The sequence below is a fragment of the Paenibacillus sp. MT124 genome, from assembly GCF_058792755.1.
In genome coordinates this window covers 2,547,496-2,569,863 of sequence record NZ_CM179500.1, presented here as the reverse complement: position 1 = coordinate 2,569,863, position 22,368 = coordinate 2,547,496, and the positions used below count along the sequence as shown (strand labels likewise).

The window sequence follows — 22,368 nt, the reverse complement described above, 5'->3', positions numbered from 1 at the left end:
CGAGTATATCACTGTTGTAAGCGTTTGAATACCCTGTGTTTTGTTCTTTCCCAACAAAAAAACGACCTGATCCCATGGATAAGTCGTTCTTATGTTTGGCATTCCGTTTGGATTACGTATAAAAGCGGCCATTACTTACGCCGGACTGAGGCTGCACGTCTCTCTCGAAATGCTTGAACCTTGTGCCCTGGTATGTCAGCATGCCTTGGTCATTTTCCACCAGCATGCCATAGTTGCTTCCGCCGACGTTCAGTTCCACACGCTCTCCATTATCCAGTTGAAATGTTGCATAGTACCAGGTCGAAGCACTGCTGTCCCCGCTCCCTCCGGTAACTTGGGTTCTCTTCGCCACCATGGTGCAGTGCAGCGTGAGTAGTGTTGCTGCATTATTAGAAGACCATGTTCGAACTCCTGAAATAATGGCGTACACAATCACACATGCAATGATGAGAAATATAGCACCAATAAATATCGATCCGAATGCACTCATAGCCCCAAACTCATTAAATCCCGAAAAAAAACCTCCCTGATTGCCCTCAAATCCCGGCACACTATTCATGTCGTCAAATACACCGAAGCCGTCTGTGGTTAATCTGCCCATCGATGAGGATATGTTGATCGTCGTCATTCATCATCATTCCTTTCCGGCTCCAAAATAAGATGCACCGCCCCTTGCCAAGGAGACGGTGCACATGGACAACCTTACTTGCCTTGTCCGTATACTATATGAGCTTAATTAGGAATACAGACGTTCAAGTTCATCAACCAGACTGCCAACATACGCCACGGCTGCACGAATCGGCTCAGGTCCGGACATGTCCACACCCGCAAGTTTCATTAGCTCTTGAGGTGCGAGACTACCTCCTGCTTTTAATGCTTCGAGCCAGCGATCCACGGCAGGCTGTCCTTCCTCGCGTATCAGTCCGGCAGCTGCAGTCGATGCCGTCAAACCGGCTGCATAGGTGTAAGGGTACAGACCCATATAGTAATGAGGCTGTCTCATCCAGGTTAGCTTCGCCCCTTCATCTACAACCAGGTCAGGACCCCAGAACGCGGAAAGAATGTTTCCTTTCAGCTCACTGAGCAGCTTGGCTGTAATCGGTTCATCCTTGGTCGCAAGTGCATATACTTGGCGCTGTAATTCACCTTCAAGCAGATGGGTTACGAAGTTATGGTAATACGTGTTAAGTAATTGCAAGATTACCCACCGACGCATTCTCGGATTGTCAGAGCGTTTTAACAGATGATCAGCCAGCAGCATTTCATTCATGGTAGATGGTGCCTCAATGAAATATAGAGAAGGCCTTGTATTGGTGATCCGCTGATAGCGTCCGGCAAGCATGAAATGTCCAGCATGTCCGACTTCATGAGCGAGCGTAAACGCACCGCGCATATTGTTAGCCCATGAGATAAGGATATACGAATGTGCCCCGTAAATGGATGAACAGAAAGCCCCCGTTGACTTACCGGCATTATCTGCGTAATCCACCCAACGTTCGCTGAATGCCCGCTCGACAATCTCGCCGTATTCGGGTCCAAGCACAGCAAGAGCTTCACGGATGAGCGTGCAGGCCTCCTCATATGTAATGGCCGGACTGAATTCAGGATCCAGTGGAGCCTTGAGATCGCAGAACATAAGCTTGTCCAGCCCCAGCTCGCGTTTCTTGAGAGCCGCAAGTTTGCGCATATGCGGTGCAAGTTCCTGCTGAATGATATCCAGGATATTGTTGTACATCTCTTTGCTAACTTGCTGCGGGCTAAGCAGCATATCGGTTACGTCGTCGTAACCGCGAAGCCTGGATAAAACAACCTGTTTCTTTACTTCGGTTGCATAACCTTCGGCAAAAGTATTTTTGTAATCGTTAAGCTTGGAGCTAAAGGCTGCATAAGCAGAACGGCGCAGCTTGGTATCGGAAGACATTTCGTAGTTATTTTCATAGAACGACCAGGACAGTGGACGGTTATTGTCTTCTCCATCCAGCGCATCGTCGAAAGTCATGTCTGCCAGTTTACCGCGGAGGTAGATCCGGTATGGCGAATCCAATACTTCACCGAGGGAAGCCAGCACCTTTTCCGTCTCCGGCGAGAGACGATGTGCTTTTTCCTGAAGCAGAAGATTCAGACTGCGAGCATAGGGCTCCAGTCCGGGAAGTTCTTCAATATAACGTTCCACTGTACCCTCGGGAAGATCCGCAATTTCCGAATTGACAAAAGACAAGGAAGACGACAAAGAAGATAGGATATCTCCCGCTTTGGCCGAGTTCTCAATGTTTACCGGATTGGTACTATCCTCTGATTGTTTCAGTCGTGCGTAGGATGCGGTCTTCACAATCCGTTCCTGAAGTGCTTCACGAGCGTCCAGACAAGCCAGCAGCTGTTCGGCACCTTCGCCCAGACGTCCTTTGAACGTTTCAATATCGACAGCTGCTTCAGGAAGTGATCTGAGTTCCTGCTCCCACTCCGCATCAGTCCCAAACAAATCGGTCAGATTCCATGTCGACTCCTGGCTTACCTCGTCGCGTGTACGTATTTTTTCCATCTGTATATGTCCTCCTCCTTGCATTTCCAATATCTCTCATCGTATCATATTACGACCGTTTATACCTGACATCTCCCAAATTGAGACTTTTGGTTCAAGCCGAATCAAAATAAACCGCTAAGGTGTGGAAATATTCCATACCTCGGCGGTTTAGTTGACTTAAGGTTATTTGACTCTGACTTATTCTGATTTCCAGATTACATTTTCCCCGTAATTTTTGCCCCAATCGTACATGGCTCGCAGGACTGGCATCAGACTATGTCCATGGTCCGTCAAGCTGTATTCTACCCGAGGAGGGACTTCTGCATAAACCTTGCGCTCAATCAGCCGATCTTCCTCCAGCTCCCGAAGCTGGTTCGTCAGCATTTTTTGGGTGATATGAGGGATCAACCGTTTCAATTCACTGAATCGCTTGGTTCCTTCCAGGCCCAGATGCCACAATATAATAAGTTTCCATTTGCCGCCAATAACAGCAAGGGTCAATTCTTTCTCACAGTTGATTTCTTTCAGATTTATCCGTTCCTTGACTTCGGCTGCCATGGCTCCGAGCCCCCTTAGCTTACATTCTTATATCAATAGGTACATTATTCGATATAGCTTCTCTTAATTCTACTACAGCATGGCCCGAATGCATAGGAGACGTGACCTAGCACGGTATAAAGCATGACAGAAAGGACCGGCTCCCCTCTTCTATATGAGGGGCCCGGTCCTGCCTATGTTTTCTTCAAGATCTATGTGCGATCTTCTATTCCAGATTCGCGTGACGGCCAAACATGTCCGCCCCAGTCATCTCTTTCTTTTCCATCAACGTGAGTACCAGAGCATCCATAGCAAGCAGCAATCCTTGTTCAAAAAGCGAACCCATCGGCTGGATTGTAACGGCTGCGCCTGACGTTGCAGTGTCCTCTTTTGCAGATGCAGGCAGACGAACGACGGTGCTGGCCAATTGACCAATGGTGGACTCCGGCTTGATCGTGATCAGACCGACAGGAGCGCCTGCTTTACTGGCCTTTTGAGCCATCGCCGCCAGACTGCCTGTTTCTCCCGAACCTGAGCATAACAGAAGGAAATCCTTCGGACTGATGCCCGGTGTGACAGTCTCCCCGACAACGAATACCCGGAGCCCCATCTGCATCAATCTCATGGCAAAAGCCTTTCCCATCAAACCGGAGCGTCCGGCACCTGCCAAAAAAATCTGTTCTGCATTCAGAATATGCTCAGCCATTGCCTGCATCTCCGAATCGTCGATCTGGCTTAGTGTACGTTCCAGCTCCTTCAGAATGTCAGCTGCGTATTGTGTGCTGCTCATTCCGTTTACCCTTGTTGAACGAGACGTTGCATTTCAGCCGCAACCTTGGCTTTGTCTTCTTGTCCTGTGATTCCGCCGCCCACAATAACCAGATCCGGTTGTGCTTTGATCACTTCAGGCAATGTTTCCAGCTTGATGCCGCCAGCTACAGCCGTTTTTGCGTTTTTCACAGCAGCTTTGATCGTTTGCAGATCTTCGAACGGGCTTTGTCCCTCAGCTTGCAGGTCATACCCTGTGTGTACACAGATGTAATCTACGCCAAGCGAATCAACTTCACGAGCACGTTGTTCAAGGTTAGGCACGTTGATCATGTCCACAAGAACTTGTTTGTTTTGTTTCTTCGCCTCTGCTACTGCACCTTTGATCGTACTGTCATTGGTTGCCCCAAGCACAGTGATCAGATCCGCACCAGCTTCAGCTGCCTTCATGATTTCATATCCACCAGCGTCCATAATTTTGAGGTCTGCAAGAACTTGCAAATTAGGGAATGCTTCTTTCATCGCTTTTACCGCGTGCAAACCTTCATTAATAACGATTGGTGTACCAATCTCAACGATATCGATATATTGTTCCACTTCTTTAACCAGAGCGATACCTTCAGGGATATTTACCAGATCGAGTGCGAGTTGCAATTTCATGATTCATTTCTCCTTTGTTGTTCAAGTATGATTATTGCTGTATAGGATTCTAAATAATTAGCCTGCACCAATCAGCCTCTTCAGATGCATGCAATGTTTATCTTGGCTACTCATTCATTGTAGGGCCTGACTTTCCATTCAGGAAGTACGCACTTTGAAGTCAGGTAGTTACCTACACGATACTATTGATTAAATTTAGTTGTTATGCGAAGTGTAGTAATCAGAATTAATTAAGGAACACTCTATAGGAGAAGTAGCGAATACAAAACTCTTCCTTACATCAATAAAAATACCCTGCCATAAGGCAGGGCAGTATTTCATGTATCTATGCATGTACAACTGGATCAATACGGTTTAGAAATAAACGGGTTTTACACATACCGGCTTGGATGCACCTGTACTATGTCCTGTGTATTTCAGACGTCCGCTTTCTTGATCTACAGTGAACGTAACGATGTTGTTGGTATCACGGTTGGCTGCAATGAGCAATTTACCGTTCGGTGTCAATGCAAAGTGACGTGGATGTTCACCTTCTGCAGAAACGTGCTCAACCAGCTTCAAATGTCCTGTTTCAGCGTCTGCTGCAAATACAACGATACTGTCATGTCCACGGTTCGATCCGTATACAAAACGACCATCATTCGATACGGTAATTTCAGCCGTTGTATTTTCAGCGCCCTCATAGCCATCCGGCAAAGTCGACACAGTGATTACTTCAGTCAACGTACCTGCTGCTGCATCATAACGATAAGACGTAATGGAAGAATCCACTTCGTTAATCACATAAGCGAACTGGCCATTCGGATGGAACGCCAAGTGACGCGGACCTGCTCCTGCATGGGTTTTTGTTTCGCTATGCAGCACAAGCTCATTGTTGTCAGCATCAATCGTGTAGATGGCAATCTTGTCAGCACCCAAATCCTGTACCATCATATATTTGCCATCCGGGCTGAAGAAAGCAGAGTGTACATGAGGCTTGTCCTGACGCTCTGGATGTGCGCCTTTACCCTCATGTTTTTTCTCGTCCAAAAGCGCTCCGACTTCACCGTTATCCGTCAACGATTGCAGACCTACCAGTCCACCGTGATAGCTGGAAAGGATCAGGTAACGTCCAGAAGGATCACGCTGGATATGACATGGTGGAGCCGAGATGGAATCATTACGATTAAGCAAGGATAGTTTCCCTGTGGAAGGATCAATGTTCAGAGCAACCGCTTCGGACATTTTGCTTCCCTCTGGAGATACAGCTTCCCCAATGGCATACACTTTGTTGTTTTCGGCATTAACGTTTACAAACGTTGGATTTTTCACACCCGAGATGCCGTCCAGCTTGCTTAAGCTGCCTGTATCCTCATTCAATTCATATGCGTAAATGCCCTCATTTTCCGCTTCGGCATAAGAGCCGACCAATACGAGCAAGCGTTTTGATTCACTCATTACAGTTTCCTCCTCTATGTGTATGTAGTCTAGCTGCATCTCTTCTATAATAAATCTGCCATATCAAAATAGCAATCCGTCAGCCCTTCCCACGCTCAACATACAGGGGCTCATGCAAGTTATTGGAGAAATATCATGTGGGTATTCATTCACGATCCAGGACAACTTCTGCTATGATTAGATAGGTTTTTCATCATGAAAGGACTTGAAAGGACTGAATTCGGTTGCTGCAATCATTTCTGCTTACGTTGTATCATGTTTTTTTGCCCATATCCCTGCCAGTTATCGGAGGCCTTCTGTTGAAACGGTTCAAAAATTGGGATACCCGGTCACTGTCAACCTTCTCCCTCTATATTCTGAGCCCTGCGCTGATCTTTGATACGCTGCTTCATGCCGAAATTACCTGGACGGACGTCACAGGCACGTTCTGGTTTTCCATTATTAATCTGATCGCGTTATGGGCACTGGCCGAAGTACTAAGCCGGATCTTCCACCTGGGTGCAAGCGAAAAAGCAGGACTCACCCTTGTCTCCACGTTTACAAACTGTGTGAATTACGGGCTCCCGCTCGTTTTGCTTGCCTTTGGACAACTGGGATTGGACAAGGCCTCGGTCTATGTGATCGGACAGATGATTATTGTGAATACGGTCGGGATCTTTTTTGCAGCCAGGTCCGAATTCACGGTCAAACAGGCCATTTTGTCCGTGTTCCGTATGCCTTCCATTTATGCCGCATTCATTGCAATCGTTCTGCGGTCCACCAGCATCAGTCTTCCTGAAGCTCTGGATGGTGGCATCGCAATGCTTGCAGCGGGGTATTCCCCGGTCGTGCTTGCCATATTGGGTGCACAGATGTTACGACCACGCGGTTCCGCTGAGCCATGGCAGCCTAACGTACGGCGTGCTTTCTGGACTGGACTTGTCGTGCGTCTCGCTGCTGCACCGGTACTATCTTACCTGATTCTGACCGCACTTCAGGTTGAGGGCACCTTATTTAGCGTGCTGCTGATTCTGGCATCCATGCCAACGGCAGTAAACGCCGTTATTTTGGCTGAGCAATTCAATGCCTCACCGCAATTTGTATCCCGCTGCATTCTATGGACAACCGCAGCATCCATGGTCATTCTGCCGGTTATGATTGTGATGTCTTCCGGATAAGCACTGGTGCTGGTCCAGGAGACATCGCCGCTAGGCGGCGCTTCTCCATTCTTCGTTCATGGCGACGACGGAGAGCTCTGACATAGAAGAATTTGACCACAAAATACGAAATGAACCCCAGGATCACGCCAAATACAGACATGCCTGCGAGGATATCAAGCCCACCCAGCAATAATTCGCTGAGCGCAGACCAGTTGCCGCGAAACAGCTCCATAAAGGCACTCTCGTGCACGGGGCCCTGTCCCATGCTGTGCGCTGGCAATATCCATGACCCAATCTGCTTGGCTAGCGGCATGAGCAAAATCGGCAGAAATGTCAGTTTTCCAATCACATTGCCCACAATGGCAGCCGGAAGTGAACCGCCAGACAATCGCACAATGGGGTAAAACACGAGATAGATCAGTGATGCCGTGGAGATAACGATCAATTCGAGACCAAAACCGATCGCGAATCCGGTGGAAACCTTATGTGCTCCTCCGGGAGCACGTAACAATTTAAGAAAATTCAGCTTCAACGCACGCGTTAAACGCGCGAATCGGTTCGCTTTGCTTTTCTGTGAATTCATACCGAACTTCCCCTTATTTTACACAAATGACGGCTCGCGCCGTCTCTTCATTTCTTTTAGACTGTTTTAACATCAGCTGTGACAATGACAGGCTGCGTTTCGATGGTTACATTCCCTGCGACCGCTCTTGTTATCATACAAGACTCTTCGGCCTTATGTGCAAGTCGATCCGCTTTGGTCAGCTCAGCCTCTGTTGCATCAGACTGAAGCACTATGCGTGGTCGATGCACGATTCGTTCATACGTAAAAATATTATTGGTGACATCCACCGTTGCTTCCGACTCCAGTGTCAGCTCATGCGGTGTAATATCCGAGCGTTCCAGCATGGCTGCCAGGGTAATCAGATAACAGGTAGAGGCTGCACCCAGCAGCATTTCATCCGGATTGGTTCCTGTACCTGGCCCCCCCATCTCCTGTGGGATGGATATGACCGATTTTAATCCTCCTGCATCAATTGTGCCCTCACTGTTACGTCCGCCGTTCCATACGGCTTTCAGATGAAAAGGATGTTTCATTTCACTCATTCCTTTCTTGAAAAGTAAAAAATTGAATCTACACAAGAGAACTCCAAAGTCAGAAAACTTTCAATCGCTGTTATCCCCAGATTTTTTAATCCCTTGTTATAGGGGAAATCCGGTGATAAATGCGACCGCTCCGCTTTTCCAGTTCTTCTGCCCTCTCCGTTCAAGTGTAGATATTCGATTATACTTTTCTATAATTACACTCGTTTACATGGTATGGATTGTTCGTTCAGTGCGCTAACAAGTTCTTCGTTCAACCCCACATCGGTAATAACCTGTGTCACACTGCTGAGTTCTGCTACTCGCGTAAAAGCCTGTATATCGAACTTGCTCGAATCGGCGAGCAAAGTAACTTCATCCGCAATACTGATCATCTTCTGTTTCACCAAAGCCTGCAATTCGTTCGATTCACTGATGCCTTTGGTCAAATGCACCCCTTTGCAGGACAGAAACACCTTGTCCACATGATAGGCATCCAGTGAACGTTCAGCGAGCGGGCCTACAAAAGATAACGACTTGGAAGCAAGCTGCCCTCCCGTAGCAATAACCCTGATCTGTTCCTTGCTGCTCAGTTCAGCGGCCACCTTGATGGAGTTGGTCAATACAGTTAGCTGAATATTCGGCAGCCCTGCAGCCATATACCATGCCGTTGTACTTGCATCCAGTGCAATCCGGTCGCCTGGCTGTACCATTTTGATGGCTTCTTCAGCTATTCTGCGCTTTTCTTCAGCATGCGTAATTGCCCGTTCAGGATAAGGGATCTCCGCTTGTCCTTCTTCTTTGTATTTTACGCTAACCGCACCGCCGTGGGATCTTCTAAGCCTGCCAGCCTGCTCCAGCTTGTCCAGATCGCGGCGAATCGTCTCCTCTGTCACCCCGCAGCGCTCACTAAGCTCGGTTACACGCATGCTTCCCTGCGCATCCACCCATTCCACAATTTTCTCATAACGTTCAGCCACGAGCATTATTTCTTCACTCCAAACCGTTGATATCCAAGATGAATCCTGTACATCCCATCATACCACAGTGCTACCTGAAGGAGAATTTTATCGGGATGAAGAACGTGCAAAAAGAGGGAGCCTATGCTCCCTCCGTAATTGCTGAGATGTATTATTTATCGTCTGCCAATGGGAACCAGCCCGGCGTGTTAATGATGGCATTCCACAATCCGTCAGGGATAACCAGACGCTCCTGATCCGCTTTGGTCAAAACGGTCTCGATATCCTCTTCTCGTCCGCTCTCGATTTTTTCTACCCAGTCCGGTTCAATAATCAACTCACGTCCGATGGCAAGCAGTGGCACGCCAGTTTGAAGAGCTTCCGCTGCCTCGTCTGCCGTATGGATTGCACCTACACCAATAACCGGCAATTTGCCGCCTACACGGTCAAGGATAAATTCCATTCTGGAACGGGTATCTGCTTCGCCCCGGCGTGGTTTGGACCAGAACTCGTTCAGAGATACATGCAAGTAATCCAGATTTTTTTCTTTCAGTGCGTCAATAAGTGCGTAAGTCTCTTCCATAGTCAACCCTGGTGTTTCCGGTTCTTCAGGAGAGAAACGGTATCCAACAATAAACGGAAGCTTGGTATGTTTCGCTACAACCTTATTCACTTCATCCACTACAGCCAGCGGGAATGTCAGGCGTTTCTCAATGCTGCCACCCCAGCGGTCTTCCCGGCGGTTGGAATGCGGAGAAAAGAACTGCTGGATCAAGTAACCATTCGCACCGTGGATTTCTACACCGTCGAAGCCGGCTTCAATGGCGCGACGTGTCGCTTCACCGAAATCGTTGATGATGGACGTAATCTCTTCGTCAGAGAGTTCTCTCGGTAGAGGAGATCCTGGACGTTCACTGGCAACTGCACTTGGTGCTACCACTTGACCAGCGGGTACAGCTTGTTCTGGAGTGAGACGTCCGGCATGGAAGATCTGAAGTACTGCTTTGGAACCTTGCTGCTTGATCGTGTCGGCGAGGCGTTTCAGGCCCGGAACGAAGCTATCGTCATAGGCTGCAAACTGCGCCGGAAATCCGATACCGTTCGGTGTAACATACGTTACGGCAGTCACGGACATGCCTGCACCGCCAGTGCGACGAGCATAATAAGCCAGTTCAGCATCCGAGACGGTACCGTCGGGATTCGAGGACATATGAGTCATAGGAGCGAGTACGATCCGGTTTTTGAGACTAATGCCGTTTGGTAGTGAAACTTGTTCAAACATTTGGCTATACTTTGGATTCATTCGTGGTTCCCTCCTGATTATAATATCTCTTTAAATAGATATATGAATACGTATTTCGATTACTGTAACCATTATAGTTACTATTACTCCAGATTTCAACTTTTCATTTTCAAATCTTTTTGGACGATTCGATTCCTTCATTTATTAAACACAATCACGCCGCATCAAGCTCACAGCAAAAAGGGCGAAGTGAAATCCAACACTCCGCCCCATGGATCACCATCCACAGAAATGCATCTAGAAATTACGTACATATGCGAGCTTCAGATCCATCTCTTCCACACATTCATAACAATCATGTTCATCGTTAGCTACCATCGGTGTCACCGGGTACAGATTCATATCTGTCGTATTGTACGATTTGAGAAGAGGCAGCAGCTGCGTCACCCGTGTATTGGACGGGTCAAGCCAAGTATTGATTTCATCTTCCGAGAGAATCGCAGGCATTTTACTGCCGAATTCCCGGGTTACCATGTTAGCACCAGTCATTAGCATCGTGCAGGTGCGAAGCGGCTGCTTGCGGGTATCTTTCCAAATTTCATATAACCCTGCGATACCAAACAATCCCCGATCCGGCATTACCACTCGTACCGCATAGCTTTTTTTGCCTTCCTTGCGCCAGTAATACAGTCCGTTACATGGGATAACGCATCGTTTCGTTTCCACCAATTTGTAGTAGGATGGGTTCTCATGCACGGTCATCAGGTTGGCATTGACGGCATCACGCCCCCAGAACGGAATAAAGCCCCAGCGAAACTCGTCCAAAACCCGTTCACCGTCCTGATGCAAAATGATCGGCGTGTGCTGCGTCGGACTAATGTTATACCGGTTCTTGTAGTAATACATCACGCGTTCAATCTTGAAATGGTCCCTCACTTCATCCAGATCAGCTGCTAATGAAAAACGATTGCACATGCTCAACGCTTCCTTCCCTGTGTGAATTTGAATGTATTGTTTGTTATTAAAGGGAAATTATGCATGGCAATATTCAAATTATGGATGCGCAACCCAAGCGTACAAGACGTTACATTCGAGACACTTTTGAAAATGACAAGATCATACTAATCATCACAACATGATGTTATACTCCGCTGAAAACATCCATTATACAATAAGTTAGAAGTACATTACGTATGCAAGATGATGCTGCTTACTATTGTCTGATACAGGCACAGCAGTTTCATGTGCAGTTAATCATTTTTATTGTAAAAGGAGCTAATTCATATGGAATTCAACCGTCCCGTTCAAATGGGCGTCGATTATTATCCAGAGCATTGGGACTCTGCGTTATGGGAACAGGATGCCCGTTTGATGGCCGAAAGCGGTGTACACCTTGTGCGTGTAGGTGAATTTGCGTGGAGCCGTATGGAGCCTGCAGATGGGCAGTTCGATTGGAAATGGCTTGATCAGGCCCTGGATATCCTGCACAGTCACGGATTAGAGATCATCATTGGAACCCCCACCATGACACCTCCACGCTGGCTCACTGAGAAATGTCCGGATATTCTGCCTATCCTTCCCAATGGTCAACGATACCACGAAGGGGTTCGTGGCCACCGCTGCTATAATAGTCCGAGCATGAGGACATACAGTGCACGCATCGTGCAGAAACTGTCTGAACGTTATGCCAAGCACCCTGGAGTAGTAGGCTGGCAAACAGACAATGAATTCAGCTTCACGGATTGCCAGTGTCCCGCTTGTGCGGATGCTTTTCGCGAATGGGTTCAAGCACGTTACTCGACGCTGGAACAAGTCAATCAACACTGGGGTACTGTGGTGTGGAGCGGTGAATACAGTGATTGGGAACAGATCACACCGCCCTATGGGGGATCTACGTTTCAGAATCCTTCTTTCTTGCTGGACTATTCCCGTTTTCAGTCGGATTCCATCGTCGCCTTTCAGCAGATTCAGGTAGACATCATTCGCCGTAATTGTCCAGACCATGCGATTACGCATAATTTCCATAGTTATCCGCAGAAAGCGGATCAATATAAGATTGCAGCAGAGCTCGATTTCGCTTCTTTTGATTATTATCCGAATCCATCACCAAACAAAACCGAAACGGCACCATACAGTGGGGCGCTGTCTCTGGATCTGACACGTGGCATCAAACGCCGCAATTTCTGGATTATGGAACAGCTAAGCGGACCGCCAGGATGCTGGTTTCCGATGTGGCGTGCACCCCGTCCGGGTTTTCTGCGTGCTTACTCGTGGCAGACCATAGCCCGCGGAGCAGATGCGGTTGTGCATTTCCGTTGGCGGAGTGCTACGGTAGGAGCAGAGCAGTTCTGGCATGGCCTAATCGACCACAGTAATGTGACCGGCCGGCGGTTTAAAGAATTCCAGCAGCTGTGCTCGGAGGTGAACAGACTCGGCGAGCGTCTCCAAGGTTCAACTCTGGATAATGAAGTTGCCATCCTGCATTCGCATGAGCAATTATACGCTCTTCATATTCAACCTCAGGCTGAGGGATTGAATTACTACGAAAATATAAAAGTATGGCATCGTGCCTTGACCAAATTGGGAATCAGTACAGATGTCATCCACTCTTCCGCATCACTGGATGGATATAAAATCATTATTGCTCCTCATCTGTACCTCCTGGACGAGGCAACCGCAGAGCGACTTCAGGCATTTGCAACTGCAGGAGGAACCCTGATCCTTACACATCGTTCCGGCGTTAAGGATGACCATAATGTATGTGTGATGGCCCCGCTGCCGGGCTTGTTGTCCGCTTGTTCCGGTGTGAGAGTGACCGAATATGATCCGGTAGGCGGCGACACCATCATGATTCGGGATGATCAGGGCAATGAATATGCCGCATCCCAGTGGGCAGATGTGCTTGAACTCGATACAGCACACCCCGTTGCTGTATATGCCGATCAATTCTATGCCGAAAGTGCAGCCGTTACACGTAACCAGTGGGGTGAGGGTGAGGTCTATTACATAGCCACCCAACCGGAAGAAGCCTATTTGCGCAAGTTACTGCGAACGATTGGCGACAAGCGCCAGCTTGCGGGAATTGAAGCTCTATCTGACGGAGTCCAGATCACCACCCGGACGGGTCCGAATGGATCATTTCGTTTTATACTGAACTTAAGTCCTGAGCCTGTTTCCATCCAGTTGGATGCTACCTATACGAGTGCGCTGGACGGCACAGTCAAGGCAGATCAGCTGCTACTGGACCGGTATGATCTTGAAATCCTCGAAATTGAAAAATAAGAAACATCCTTTAATCGTATTGTGAGATAGAGAAACTAAAAAAAGGCTCGGGTACACGACATGTGCACCCGGGCCTTTCACATTTGTTTATTCAACGATTAAATAATGCGTACAATTACAGTTTAATAAAATCAGCCATCGAACGAACCTCAATTGCACCAGCTTTCGAGGCAGCACCAGCATGCTGTAATCCTTCTCTGGACGTGAACTTGACCTTCACCGGAATGCCAGGAATTAGATCAAAGAAGTTATCGGAGAACACGCCTTCAGCTTCTGTAGAGATCCATACCTGTTTAGCCAGTGTGTCACTTTCCAGAACCAAATATGAACCATCGGACTCCTGCACTTCAGTCACCTGGATCGCTGCTTGCTTCAAGCCAAGATCCTTCGACGGTGCAAAATAGTGTTCCTGTACAATGTCTGCGTGACCCTTCTGCTTCAGTTCCAATCGCAACAGGGTTGCTGCCGCATCGTGGCCTTGGAGCCAGTCGGCGTTGTTTAGGGTCAGGACCTGTTTGCCGGAATTCGACTCCAGACTCACTGTGTGCTCTTCCTCCCGGTATACCGTACCATCGAACCCTATGAGCTGCACTTGCAATTGACCCTCAACCGGCTGCAGCTGATCCGAAATCAGGTAAACATCCGTTCTATCTTCCTTCGTACCATCCACGGAGACCAGTACATCACTGAAACTGCGTTTGGCATAATACTGCAAGGCCTTCCAGTTCCCGAAGTAGTCCATGCCTGCCCAGGAAGCGACTGGCCAGCAATCATTCATCTGCCAGTAGAGTGTTCCCATACAGTACGGTTTACGGCGGCGATGTGCTTCAATGGCTGTTTTCATTGCTTCAGCCTGAAGCACCTGACTCATGTACAGGAAGGATGGGAAATCCTTCGGTTCATGCATATACATGTCCATGTACTGTTTGATCAGACGGTTACCTGCACCGTTCTTCTGGTGTGCCAGCATCACTTCGGATTCCAATGCCAGATCTTCTTCCTCCGCATATTTGCGAACGGATTTGTATTCCGGGAACGACTGGAAGCCATATTCGCTCATAAAACGCCCAACGTAAACGTTGTAGTTTTCAAATGGTTCAACGCTGTGCCACACGCCCCAGTAGTGAATATCCCCTTCCGACGTCGATGGATTAGCATGCTGCTTCTCATCACCCGTCAGTGATACGAGTGGCGAAGAAGGCCAATAGTCCACACCTGGCGCATAGTCTTCAACCACTTCCGGAAGTAGCTCATGGAAAATGGCTTCATAATCTGCCCAGATCTTCTCGCGCTGTTCGGCATTATAATCCTTTTTCCAGCCCCAGCCACCGTCTTCAATGTAATGAGCCCAAGCCGAGTCGATTTCGTTATTTCCGCACCACAGTGCGATGCTTGGATGATTGCGCAAACGTTTAACATTATCGATGGCTTCATGTCTCACGCTGTTCAGGAACGCTTCGTCCCCCGGGTACATGCTGCATGCAAACATAAAGTCCTGCCAAACCAGTAAGCCGTACTCATCACATAATTCATAGAACACATCTTCTTCATAAATACCGCCGCCCCAGACCCGCAGCATGTTCATGTTGGACTCGGCTGCTGAGACAATCTCATGCCGATAACGCTCTGCCGTAATCTCCGTAATAAAGCTGTCATTGGGAATGTGATTAGCGCCTTTTGCAAAGACGGCAACACCGTTCAACTCAAAGTAGAAAGAAGCTCCAGCTTCATCCTTGTCCCGCACCAGGCGTATAGATCGAAGTCCTGTCTTAACCGTCGAATCAGCCAAAACCTGTTCTCCCTTGAGTACTTCTGTAACAAAGGAGTACATATGCGGATCACCCAATCCCCGGCTCCACCACAGCTTCGGTTCGTTAATCGAAACCGGAATTTCGATCGTTTGCACGCCTGCCTGCAGTGAAGCAGCCTGTTCCCATGTCTGACCATCCGTACCAATACGAATGATTGTTTCAATCGGGTTGAACGTTTCAACCTCCACGATGGCCGTCAGCGAAGCAGCGGAAGCGGTTACTTCATTTTGCCAGATGAATACATCATTGATTCTCACTTCGGACCAGCCTTCCAGACGCGCTTCACGCCAGATGCCACTGGTTACGAAGCGGGGACCCCAATCCCAACCGTAGTGATATGGTGCTTTCCGGGCAAAGATACTAACCCGTTTATCACCAAGTCCACCGACATCGGACTGATCATTGGAAGCAGGCAATGCATAACCCAACTTCTCAAGCTTGGGCAGATCTTCCTGGATCGGTGACCGAAAACGAATTCGGAGTACGTTGCCACTGGCCTTCACAATGGACTTCACATCCACATTCCACACGCGGAACATGTTGTCAGCGGATAATACGTGCTGGTCATTCACATATACATCCGCATATGTATCGAGACCGTCAAACACAATCTCCAAATGTTCCTGTGACAACAAATCCTCGTTTATATCAAACTCTGTCCGGTATTCCCAATCCTTCTTGTCAATCCACTGAATCTCTTTCTCGTTCGTTCCATAAAACGGGTCCGGAATCTTATCCAGTTTCAGCAAATCCGTATGCACACAGCCGGGCACCTGAGCCGGCAACCATTCTTGATCCTCACAAGCCTTGAACGTCCAATTTTGAAAAATCTGTGATTGTATTTTACTCATAACAGCCTCCGTTTATCGATGAAGTGTCTTAAGCGAAACAATTTGTTAGGTTTTGTTATTAAATTATCGAATAACTTACAAAACAAAATTAACATGATAACCTACTTAACGTCAATCCGTTTTTCTTAAATAACAAAATAGGAAAACAAAAAAAAGACATGAGCTGTTCATTGCTCATGTCTGCTCCCATATCCGATAAGCATCTATTCACCTTGATCTTGCTCACGAATGGCGTTGTACTCATCCCGGACAACCAAATCGGAATAGATCAACTTGCGTTCATACGGCTCATGAGGATGCTCCATACGCCATAATAATTGATCCACTGCTCTAATGCCAAGGTTTTCCTTATTGATATGAACCGTGGCCAGAATAGGCTCATCTACACTCGTATTATCAAACCCGGTCACCGCACAGCGCTCAGGCACCGCTATGCCTCGACTCTGCAAGGCACGCAGTACGATTACTGCCGTATGATCATTGGTGCAGACGATGACTTCTGGAATATGTTCTAACGGCATTTCGGTTATTGCCTTCTGAATAAGCTTAAGATCCGGTCCCAGCAAGTCGGCCTGCTGCAATGTTGGTAGCTGCATTTCTTCAAGCACCGTTCGGTATCCTAACCATCGCTCTCTGAAGCTTGCTGCATCAGGAAGCTGGCCGGCAAACTGGAATCGTCTGTACCCCTTGCTTACGAGCATCAGCACCAGTTCTTTCATACATTTGATATTATCCGTAAATACGGTATCTCCGTGAATGGCCGGGTCCTCATGATCCACCATCACGAGCGGAATTTGAAGCCTATAAATCTCAAGCAGTATAGGGGTGGAGATGGAACCCACGGTTATAATGCCGCTAATTGCTTCAGGATTAAGTACCGAGAACATCCGGTCCGAAGATGGCTCGGTTAATGTTAATATATCCATCCCTTGTTCGTTAAGGCGGGCAGAAATACCGTCAAATACAGGTCCCCAGTACAGTGAGGAGCGATTTTGGGAACGAATATTGGGAAACAAAATGAGAATCGTGCCAGACTGCCCTGGCTTGCTGCTGCGTACAGGCTGTGGCTCAACAGGATATCGCTTGGTTTCCGTTTTGAAATACCCCAGTTGACCTGCCGTTCTCACAATCATTTCCCTGGTTTGTTCACTCACCCCTGGTTTTCCCGTCAAAGCACGCGAGACTGCGAATTTTGACACCCCCGCAGCATCGGCTATTTGCTGCATGGTCACTTTTTTGCCCATATTACTCACTCACCCGTTCTCCCTTAATTTACATTTAGTGTAGCATAAAAAACATAATCCAACAAAACAAGTTATAATTTTGTTTGTTTTGTTAGCCAACACGGATTGCAATTTATACCAAAAAAGAGCTCGTCCACTCTTCTGGTAAGAGATGTTCGAACTCTTTTGTCTTATGCCCATTTTATATTCCGGACGCTCCCTGCTCCCCAAGGTCTGCAGGTATAGTGCCCCGCTTCCTGCGCCAAAACCTGACGTCCAATGTTTTAATTTCTGTGATTAATACACCCAGCAGCATCAATGCGGCTCCCGTATATCCTTGCAGCGTTAATGTCTCTCCCTGGAAGCTAAAAGCAAAGGCTGCCGCAAACAGCGGTTCAAGAGAGAAAATGAGACTGGTCCGGGTAGGCGATGCATGACGCTGAGCCAGTGTCTGGAGGATATATCCAATACCACTGCACAGTACCCCGAGCCCGAGAATAGCCACCCACGATTCCGGGCTATCCGGCAACCGCGGACTCTCAAACAGGAATGTGGACCCGATTCCCCAGAGCGCTGCAACCCCCAGCTGAATGGTGCCAAGCGTTAATGGATCATGTTTCGGAATATACCTTCCAGCAATCATGATATAAATAGCATACGTTAAAGCAGCCAAAATACACAGGATATCACCGGTATGCAGGCTAAGCTCATGCTGGAGTGTGAGCAGACCCAGTCCGGCAACAGCCACAATAATGCTAATCATCAGCCTTGTATCCGGCATGCGTCTATGTAAGATGGTACTTAGGATCGGCACAAAGATTACGGCCAAACTAATTAGAAATCCTGCCTGCGAAGTCGTTGTCCGCTGTACGCCATAAGTAATCAGTACAAAAGCTGCAAATAATGCAGTACCCATAATGGTACCCGCCCCAAGTGTTTTCAGATCCATTCGGAACAGTCGCCGGTGGAAAATAACCGCTGCGGCAATAAAAGCGATACTGAAGCGAAATGCGACCAAATTGAGTTCTTGCATGGACTCCAGACCTGACTTCATGAATAAATAGGAGGAACCCCAAATAACGGTTGCGAGCAGCATCTGCAGATCTGCCCTTCTTGAAACATTAACTTGTTTTCCAATGATTCTACCCACTCTGCTTCAACCTTCATTCTATGTATTGTTCTATGTTGAGTCCGTACAAATTCAACTCGCCTTGGCAAGTATAAACGATCTCTTTCCATTATAAAAATGAATATTTATAATAGTATTTATGAAATAAATTCATGCATTACTCACCGGAAGGAACGGATTGAATTATGTCATTGGTCAAGTATGAAATTCTGAATGCCGTCGTAGATTACGGAAGCCTTACAAAGGCTGCGGAGGCCCTGAATATTACTCAGTCTGCCATCAGTCATGCCATTGCCAGTCTGGAGTCGGATTGTGGATTTACATTGTTGAATCGAGGCCGAACAGGTGTAAAGGTTACCGCTGAAGGGGAACGGATTCTTGGTTATACGCGTGAAATTTTGCGTTGGAACGAGCTCATGAACCAGGAAATATCACTGATTCGCGGAGCTGAGGTCGGTACAGTACGCATTGGAACATTTGCCAGCGTCTCGACTCAATGGCTGCCTGGAATACTGAAGCAATTCCGCTTGCGGCATCCGGGTATAGAGATCAAACTGTGGGAGGGTGACTATGCTGAAATCGAAGCCTGGCTGGCGGGCGGGGCTATTGATCTCGGCTTTTTATCCCTTGGCGAATCGATGTCTTATGAGACCATCCCATTGCAAAAAGACAGGATGATGTGCATCCTGCCCCTAGGTCATCCACTTGCAGATGAAACTTCTGTATCGTTTGAATTGCTGCTGGAACAGCCTTTTATCCTGCCCCGCTGGGGTGGTGACAATGAGATTGAACGTTTTATTCGGCAGCACGCCGCCAAGCTGAATGTAGTCTATGAAGTTGCTGAAGATCAGGCCATCATGGCCATGGTTCGAAACGGACTCGGGATCAGTCTCCTGCCTGAGATGGTATTACAAGGGCATACGAATGAACTGGCACTTGTACCACTCAGCGGCGACCCTTACCGTACCATTGGGTTAGCCTGCCCTTCTCTTGCCAATCTGTCTCCAGCGACCCGCCGTTTTATTGAAGCTGTACAAGAATGGCTGGCTCATACCCCTTAATCAGGATAGGGGAGTGTGCCTCCCCTTCCCCTTAACTCGCATTACTCACAAATTGTACAATGCCAATACAAACCATGAGTACCAAAAGAACTGCCAATACCACAGCAAAGCCAATCAGAAATCGAATAGCGGGTGAACGCCGATTCCCCTGAAGATGAACTGCCAAATGATCCAGCTTCCCCTCAAGCCGGTCCATTCTTTCCTTGACTTGTTCCAGTTCTTTATTGGTGCTCATGATATATCATCCCCTCTTATTAATGCTGAGTTAAAAAATGTTTTACTCCCAGATGCGATCAAGTTGATCCGAATAAAAGCGGATGGCCTTATGATAATCATGTATTCCTGGATCTGTCGATGTATCCGCCAGCTGTACCAGCAGCCTTTTCATGGCTTCCGCATGTTCCCCGGTATTGTAGAGTACCATGGCATAGAAGACTTCGAATTCCCGCTGTTCCGGAAATTCTTCCATTCCCGTTTCCAACCACTTCTTAGCCTGCTCATACTGACCCAGAGTCCGATATGTACTGCCGAGACCCAGAATGGCTCCTGCTCTGTCTTCCCCCTTTAATCCCTGGCTTAGCGCTGTTTCATAATACGGTACGGCTTGGCGTTCCAATCCAAGTGAATCATGTGCCCAGGCCAATTGATACCATACGTCCGCATTACCCGGTTCTTTCTCCGCCATGGTATGTAATAACTCGATTGCTTCCTGTGTCTTGCCTTCCTGTCTTAACCGTATTGCCTGCTCTAGTTGACCCATATCTCTACATCCTTTTCCCAATAATTAGGCATTTCAATATGAAACATCTGTTAATTATAACAAAAAAACACCTCTGGTCCTTAATGAAGACAATCAGCTTGTCCACACATTGTTCCATAAGGCGTTCGTTTTGATGAGTTACCTCCAGGTCGTGTTCACAACCATCAAGATAAAGATTAGCATTAGATAGTTAACCGAAATCAAAAAGTTGATTTTGGCCCATTTCTCGTTATCCTGCGTCTTCAACCCGCTAAGGGTATGGATGAACCAGACTACACTGCTTAGCAGCGACACGATCAGAAAAACCAGTCCAACGTAATCATAGTAGTACAATAAAAATACAGCAGGGAGCAGTAGGAACACGTAAGGGACCATTTGAAACTTGGTCCGTTTAATCCCCTTCACAACAGGCAAAAGCGGGAACCCAGCTGCACGATATTCCTCAACCCGCCGAATACCGAGCGACCAGAAGTGTGGCGGCTGCCATAGAAATAACAGTGCAAACAGCAACCATGCTCCCATATCAATCTGATTGGTCACCGCACAGTAACCAATGACCGGTGGCATCGCCCCGGCTATGCCGCCAAGAGAAGTGCTCCAGGTAGAGCTGCGCTTCAGCCACATCGTATAGATCACGATATAAGCAAACCACCCAAGAAGGGAAAGCCAGCCTGACAGCGGATTGACCCAGACGTATAACACGGCGAAACCGGCAACACCCAGAATAATACCGTACCATAGCACAAAGGCGGGACGAAGATGGTTGATATACTCGATGCGTTTTTTGGTCCGCTCCATCTTCTGATCGAGTTCTCGATCCCAGTAATTGTTGATGACACATGCCGATGCGATAACCAGAGTAGATCCAATAATGACAAACAGCAGGGATAACCACGAGATATCCCATTTTGAAGCAACCCAGAATCCTACCGCAACCGCAAATACATTGAGCCGCAGAAGTCTGGGCTTCGTTAATGCAATCATGTCTTTAAGCATGAGAAGCCTCCTGAACTATGTAAAAACACCATTCCAATAATGATACATGTACCTACAATGAATTACAATCTTCTTTAACATTTTGTCATAATCAAAAAAGCATCCCTCACCGTTCTGTCGAACAGGAGGAATGCCTATACTCATCATTTTATGGTATATATTGCTGAACGATTTTCGTAACTTTACCATCTTGAACAGTCAGATGATATGGAAAAGCGGATAAATCCAAAATGCTTTTGTTCCCGTACAATGATTCGAACTTGCTGAGCGATATTGGCTCATTCCATTGAATGTTTGTTCCCTGTACCGTTCCGTCGCGATCATACAGCTGCATCAGCACTTCGGCATTACTGCTTACTTCAATCTTGTCCTGCTCCTTGCTGTCGTTGATAATATAGTATCCATCCGGAGCTCCATCTATACCCGAATCAGGGTTACGCTGATCGAACACTTTATCCGCTTCTTCTCCTTGATACCATCCGATTCTATCCACGATTAAATAGAGTTTGCCATTCTCCTGCTGAAGCTCATCCACATAGGCTGTATACATCTCGGAATTGGCTGCCTGAGCTTCTTTTGCAGAAGCCTGTGAGGAACCGACACTTTCCTCGGCATTTGCCGGTGTAAGCAAATATGTAGTAAGCACAATGATACCAAGCAACAGTGCAGCAGTACCAAGTATTTTTAATTTCCATTGTTTTGTCGCGTTCTTCATAGGCAGCATCTCTCCTTATATGAACGTTATTCATTCCTTAACCGGAAGGCGTTGGCTTCAAACGGTCATGTGAAAATTCGTTTCAACTTTTACTAAAATCATCATACCTGTTTACAATCATTTAAAAGTATCAGCGAGATGAAAAATAGTTACAATAAAAAGAACCTTGAATGCCTCGCATCCAAGGTTCTCT

At 47.4% G+C, this 22,368-nt stretch carries 21 protein-coding genes; 3 read left to right on the top strand and 18 right to left on the bottom strand.

The window, feature by feature from the left end:
- Positions 1 to 112: 112 nt before the first annotated feature.
- The 6 genes from AC3RCI_RS12000 to AC3RCI_RS11975 all read right to left on the bottom strand — a co-directional run bounded on the left by AC3RCI_RS12000 (position 113) and on the right by AC3RCI_RS11975 (position 5,923).
- Positions 113 to 628, bottom strand: coding sequence for a DUF2500 domain-containing protein (locus AC3RCI_RS12000; protein WP_492529115.1), 516 nt, complete (start codon positions 626 to 628; stop codon positions 113 to 115).
- A gap of 108 nt (positions 629 to 736) precedes the next feature.
- A complete protein-coding gene (gene pepF / locus AC3RCI_RS11995) occupies positions 737 to 2,539 on the bottom strand; it encodes an oligoendopeptidase F (protein ID WP_492529113.1) in 1,803 nt (600 codons plus the stop codon).
- Positions 2,540 to 2,719: 180 nt separating this feature from the next.
- Positions 2,720 to 3,079, bottom strand: coding sequence for a winged helix-turn-helix transcriptional regulator (locus AC3RCI_RS11990; protein WP_095287596.1), 360 nt, complete (start codon positions 3,077 to 3,079; stop codon positions 2,720 to 2,722).
- 205 nt (positions 3,080 to 3,284) lie between these two features.
- Entirely contained in the window at positions 3,285 to 3,848 is a 564-nt protein-coding gene (gene hxlB / locus AC3RCI_RS11985) for a 6-phospho-3-hexuloisomerase (RefSeq protein ID WP_492529111.1), read from the bottom strand.
- A gap of 5 nt (positions 3,849 to 3,853) precedes the next feature.
- The gene (hxlA, locus tag AC3RCI_RS11980; protein WP_153978119.1) at positions 3,854 to 4,486 is read right to left on the bottom strand and encodes a 3-hexulose-6-phosphate synthase; all 633 of its coding nucleotides are present in this window, start codon (positions 4,484 to 4,486) and stop codon (positions 3,854 to 3,856) included.
- Between the two features lie 354 nt (positions 4,487 to 4,840).
- Complete coding sequence (locus AC3RCI_RS11975) at positions 4,841 to 5,923, bottom strand: lactonase family protein (protein ID WP_492529109.1); 1,083 nt, start codon at positions 5,921 to 5,923, stop codon at positions 4,841 to 4,843.
- A gap of 224 nt (positions 5,924 to 6,147) precedes the next feature.
- Here AC3RCI_RS11975 and AC3RCI_RS11970 point away from each other — a divergent pair, with 224 nt between their 5' ends.
- Positions 6,148 to 7,080 (top strand): AEC family transporter, encoded by a 933-nt coding sequence (locus AC3RCI_RS11970; RefSeq protein ID WP_492529107.1) that lies wholly within the window; start codon positions 6,148 to 6,150, stop codon positions 7,078 to 7,080.
- Here AC3RCI_RS11970 and AC3RCI_RS11965 read toward each other — a convergent pair.
- From AC3RCI_RS11965 to AC3RCI_RS11945, 5 genes are all read right to left on the bottom strand, one after another.
- Positions 7,055 to 7,645 carry a DUF2062 domain-containing protein gene (locus AC3RCI_RS11965; protein ID WP_336779719.1) on the bottom strand — a complete coding sequence of 197 codons (591 nt, stop codon included), beginning with the start codon at positions 7,643 to 7,645 and terminating at the stop codon, positions 7,055 to 7,057. The two genes, AC3RCI_RS11970 and AC3RCI_RS11965, sit on opposite strands and share 26 nt — an antisense overlap.
- Positions 7,646 to 7,701: 56 nt before the next feature.
- The gene (locus AC3RCI_RS11960) at positions 7,702 to 8,160 is read right to left on the bottom strand and encodes an OsmC family protein (protein WP_336779718.1); all 459 of its coding nucleotides are present in this window, start codon (positions 8,158 to 8,160) and stop codon (positions 7,702 to 7,704) included.
- Positions 8,161 to 8,363: 203 nt separating this feature from the next.
- The gene (locus AC3RCI_RS11955; protein WP_492529105.1) at positions 8,364 to 9,131 is read right to left on the bottom strand and encodes a DeoR/GlpR family DNA-binding transcription regulator; all 768 of its coding nucleotides are present in this window, start codon (positions 9,129 to 9,131) and stop codon (positions 8,364 to 8,366) included.
- A gap of 145 nt (positions 9,132 to 9,276) precedes the next feature.
- Positions 9,277 to 10,407, bottom strand: a complete 1,131-nt coding sequence (locus AC3RCI_RS11950; RefSeq protein ID WP_336779716.1) for an NADH-dependent flavin oxidoreductase — start codon at positions 10,405 to 10,407, stop codon at positions 9,277 to 9,279.
- Positions 10,408 to 10,644: 237 nt separating this feature from the next.
- On the bottom strand, positions 10,645 to 11,322 hold the full coding sequence (locus tag AC3RCI_RS11945) for an SOS response-associated peptidase (protein ID WP_127536152.1): 678 nt from the start codon (positions 11,320 to 11,322) through the stop codon (positions 10,645 to 10,647).
- 309 nt (positions 11,323 to 11,631) lie between these two features.
- Between AC3RCI_RS11945 and AC3RCI_RS11940 the strand changes: the two genes are divergently transcribed.
- The gene (locus tag AC3RCI_RS11940) at positions 11,632 to 13,629 is read left to right on the top strand and encodes a beta-galactosidase (RefSeq protein WP_492529103.1); all 1,998 of its coding nucleotides are present in this window, start codon (positions 11,632 to 11,634) and stop codon (positions 13,627 to 13,629) included.
- A gap of 115 nt (positions 13,630 to 13,744) precedes the next feature.
- Here the strand turns inward: AC3RCI_RS11940 and AC3RCI_RS11935 are convergent, their stop codons facing one another.
- The 3 genes from AC3RCI_RS11935 to AC3RCI_RS11925 form a co-directional block, all read right to left on the bottom strand.
- Positions 13,745 to 16,291: a beta-mannosidase gene (locus AC3RCI_RS11935; protein ID WP_492529101.1), complete on the bottom strand. Its 2,547-nt coding sequence runs from the start codon at positions 16,289 to 16,291 to the stop codon at positions 13,745 to 13,747.
- A gap of 203 nt (positions 16,292 to 16,494) precedes the next feature.
- A complete protein-coding gene (locus AC3RCI_RS11930; protein WP_492529882.1) occupies positions 16,495 to 17,535 on the bottom strand; it encodes a substrate-binding domain-containing protein in 1,041 nt (346 codons plus the stop codon).
- 181 nt (positions 17,536 to 17,716) lie between these two features.
- The gene (locus tag AC3RCI_RS11925) at positions 17,717 to 18,664 is read right to left on the bottom strand and encodes a DMT family transporter (protein ID WP_492529099.1); all 948 of its coding nucleotides are present in this window, start codon (positions 18,662 to 18,664) and stop codon (positions 17,717 to 17,719) included.
- A gap of 164 nt (positions 18,665 to 18,828) precedes the next feature.
- Here AC3RCI_RS11925 and AC3RCI_RS11920 point away from each other — a divergent pair, with 164 nt between their 5' ends.
- Positions 18,829 to 19,704: a LysR family transcriptional regulator gene (locus AC3RCI_RS11920; RefSeq protein ID WP_492529097.1), complete on the top strand. Its 876-nt coding sequence runs from the start codon at positions 18,829 to 18,831 to the stop codon at positions 19,702 to 19,704.
- A 31-nt stretch (positions 19,705 to 19,735) separates the two neighbouring features.
- Here AC3RCI_RS11920 and AC3RCI_RS11915 read toward each other — a convergent pair whose 3' ends face one another.
- The 4 genes from AC3RCI_RS11915 to AC3RCI_RS11900 form a co-directional block, all read right to left on the bottom strand.
- The gene (locus tag AC3RCI_RS11915; RefSeq protein ID WP_492529096.1) at positions 19,736 to 19,939 is read right to left on the bottom strand and encodes a hypothetical protein; all 204 of its coding nucleotides are present in this window, start codon (positions 19,937 to 19,939) and stop codon (positions 19,736 to 19,738) included.
- 42 nt (positions 19,940 to 19,981) lie between these two features.
- Entirely contained in the window at positions 19,982 to 20,464 is a 483-nt protein-coding gene (locus tag AC3RCI_RS11910; RefSeq protein ID WP_492529095.1) for a tetratricopeptide repeat protein, read from the bottom strand.
- Positions 20,465 to 20,602: 138 nt separating this feature from the next.
- Positions 20,603 to 21,460, bottom strand: a complete 858-nt coding sequence (gene cyoE / locus AC3RCI_RS11905; RefSeq protein WP_492474086.1) for a heme o synthase — start codon at positions 21,458 to 21,460, stop codon at positions 20,603 to 20,605.
- A 148-nt stretch (positions 21,461 to 21,608) separates the two neighbouring features.
- Entirely contained in the window at positions 21,609 to 22,175 is a 567-nt protein-coding gene (locus AC3RCI_RS11900) for a hypothetical protein (RefSeq protein ID WP_492529093.1), read from the bottom strand.
- Between the last annotated feature and the right edge of the window lie 193 nt (positions 22,176 to 22,368).

Excerpts from the sequence above, each read along its gene's own strand:
- AC3RCI_RS11945 (WP_127536152.1), bottom strand. The coding sequence starts at position 11,322 with ATGTGCAATCGTTTTTCATTAGCAGCTGATCTGGATGAAGTGAGGGAC.
- hxlA (WP_153978119.1), bottom strand. The coding sequence starts at position 4,486 with ATGAAATTGCAACTCGCACTCGATCTGGTAAATATCCCTGAAGGTATC.
- AC3RCI_RS11950 (WP_336779716.1), bottom strand. The coding sequence starts at position 10,407 with ATGAATCCAAAGTATAGCCAAATGTTTGAACAAGTTTCACTACCAAAC.
- pepF (WP_492529113.1), bottom strand. The coding sequence starts at position 2,539 with ATGGAAAAAATACGTACACGCGACGAGGTAAGCCAGGAGTCGACATGG.
- AC3RCI_RS11915 (WP_492529096.1), bottom strand. The coding sequence starts at position 19,939 with ATGAGCACCAATAAAGAACTGGAACAAGTCAAGGAAAGAATGGACCGG.
- AC3RCI_RS11965 (WP_336779719.1), bottom strand. The coding sequence starts at position 7,645 with ATGAATTCACAGAAAAGCAAAGCGAACCGATTCGCGCGTTTAACGCGT.
- cyoE (WP_492474086.1), bottom strand. The coding sequence starts at position 21,460 with ATGCTTAAAGACATGATTGCATTAACGAAGCCCAGACTTCTGCGGCTC.
- AC3RCI_RS11930 (WP_492529882.1), bottom strand. The coding sequence starts at position 17,535 with ATGGGCAAAAAAGTGACCATGCAGCAAATAGCCGATGCTGCGGGGGTG.
- AC3RCI_RS11900 (WP_492529093.1), bottom strand. The coding sequence starts at position 22,175 with ATGAAGAACGCGACAAAACAATGGAAATTAAAAATACTTGGTACTGCT.
- AC3RCI_RS11960 (WP_336779718.1), bottom strand. The coding sequence starts at position 8,160 with ATGAAACATCCTTTTCATCTGAAAGCCGTATGGAACGGCGGACGTAAC.
- AC3RCI_RS11910 (WP_492529095.1), bottom strand. The coding sequence starts at position 20,464 with ATGGGTCAACTAGAGCAGGCAATACGGTTAAGACAGGAAGGCAAGACA.
- AC3RCI_RS11955 (WP_492529105.1), bottom strand. The coding sequence starts at position 9,131 with ATGCTCGTGGCTGAACGTTATGAGAAAATTGTGGAATGGGTGGATGCG.
- hxlB (WP_492529111.1), bottom strand. The coding sequence starts at position 3,848 with ATGAGCAGCACACAATACGCAGCTGACATTCTGAAGGAGCTGGAACGT.
- AC3RCI_RS11935 (WP_492529101.1), bottom strand. The coding sequence starts at position 16,291 with ATGAGTAAAATACAATCACAGATTTTTCAAAATTGGACGTTCAAGGCT.
- AC3RCI_RS11990 (WP_095287596.1), bottom strand. The coding sequence starts at position 3,079 with ATGGCAGCCGAAGTCAAGGAACGGATAAATCTGAAAGAAATCAACTGT.
- AC3RCI_RS11920 (WP_492529097.1), top strand. The coding sequence starts at position 18,829 with ATGTCATTGGTCAAGTATGAAATTCTGAATGCCGTCGTAGATTACGGA.
- AC3RCI_RS12000 (WP_492529115.1), bottom strand. The coding sequence starts at position 628 with ATGACGACGATCAACATATCCTCATCGATGGGCAGATTAACCACAGAC.
- AC3RCI_RS11940 (WP_492529103.1), top strand. The coding sequence starts at position 11,632 with ATGGAATTCAACCGTCCCGTTCAAATGGGCGTCGATTATTATCCAGAG.
- AC3RCI_RS11975 (WP_492529109.1), bottom strand. The coding sequence starts at position 5,923 with ATGAGTGAATCAAAACGCTTGCTCGTATTGGTCGGCTCTTATGCCGAA.